This is a genomic window from Motilibacter deserti, assembly GCF_011250635.1.
Lineage (GTDB): Bacteria > Actinomycetota > Actinomycetes > Motilibacterales > Motilibacteraceae > Motilibacter_A > Motilibacter_A deserti.
In genome coordinates this window covers 1-1,326 of sequence record NZ_JAANNP010000232.1, presented here as the reverse complement: position 1 = coordinate 1,326, position 1,326 = coordinate 1, and the positions used below count along the sequence as shown (strand labels likewise).

Genomic DNA, 1,326 nt, shown 5'->3' with positions numbered 1-1,326 from the left:
CTCGGTGCCGGTCACGCGCCCGAGCCGGCTCGCCGTCCACTTCTGGGTCGAGGCGATGGGGCGGTCGAGCGCGACCTACCGCTTCCGGGTGATGTCCGAGGACCAGTCGGTGGTCCACGCCGACGGCAGCCGGGTCGTCGTCCGGGTCGACCCCGCGACGCGGCGCCCGACGCCGTGGACCGACGAGGCGCGGATCGACGTGCAGGCGATCAGCGCGCCGGCGGAGTGACTTTGGCCGTTCTGCCAGGTCGCTGACCGTACGCCGCGAGCCCGTTCGGTACGCGTCCGACCGGCTCGGCGCGCCACCTACCGCCCGCTCACCACACCTCCCGCCCGCTCACCACACTTTCCGCCCGCTGCCGCCGGAGCAACGTCGCGTCAGCCGGCGGAAAGTGGCCGGTCGGGATCCGGGGGGCTTGACCCGGCGCTCGAGCGGGGAGGGACGCAAGATGCACCGTCGCGCCCGTGACCTGGCCCCGCTCCGCGCCGCCTCCGCGCTGGCCGCCGTCTGCGCCTTGGCCGGCTGCGCCCTCGCCGGCTGCTCGGCGGACGGCCAGCCCGAGGCCGACGCGGCCGCCCCCGCCGCCTCGCCCGCCGCGACGGCCGGCGGTCAGCCGACCGGCGGTCAGCCGACCACCTCGGCGACAGCGGGCGCCACGCCCGGGCAGGCCGCGGCACCGGGTCAGTCGCCTCAGCCCGAGCAATCGGCCCAGCCCGAGCAGCGCGAGCTCCCGCGCGGCGGCCGCACGCTCTTCCCCACCTACCGGCTGGTCGGGTACGCCGGCAACCCCGGGTCGGCGGCGTTCGGCATCCTCGGGATCGGCAGCCTGGGGTCGAAGGGGCGCGAGATCGAGCAGCGGGGGAAGGCGTACGACTCCGACGGGCGCAAGACGCTGCCGGTTTTCGAGCTGATCGCGACCGTCGTCCACCGTGGCGCGGGCGACGACGGGATGTACCGCAGCCGCATGGACGACGACATCATCGCCGAGCACCTGCGCGCGGCCCGCAAGGCGAAGGGCCTGCTGCTGCTGGGGATCCAGCCGGGTCGCGCGGACTTCCTGCCCGAGGTGAAGGCCTACGAGCGCTGGCTCAAGGAGCCCGACGTGGGCGTCGCGCTCGACCCGGAGTGGGCGGTCGAGGAGGGCGACGTGCCGGGCGAGGCCTACGGGCGGACGACCGGCAGCGAGCTCGACGGGGTGGCGGCGTACCTCGCGAAGCTCGTCGCGGACAACGGGCTCCCGGAGAAGGCCATGGTCTACCACCAGGTGGCGCCCTCGGTCGTGGTCGCCGAGTCGCGGCTGCACCGGCACCGCGGCGTCGCGCTCA

General features: G+C 75.6%; 2 protein-coding genes. Both read left to right on the top strand.

The genetic code is table 11. The features are described 5' to 3' along the window. Positions 1-229, top strand: a 229-nt coding sequence (locus G9H71_RS22695; protein ID WP_231135346.1) for an acyl-CoA thioesterase, incomplete at its 5' end; no start/stop codon positions are given. 220 nt (positions 230-449) lie between these two features. Beyond that, positions 450-1,326 (top strand): hypothetical protein (locus G9H71_RS22690; protein WP_166285005.1); only part of this gene is annotated, 877 nt, incomplete at its 3' end.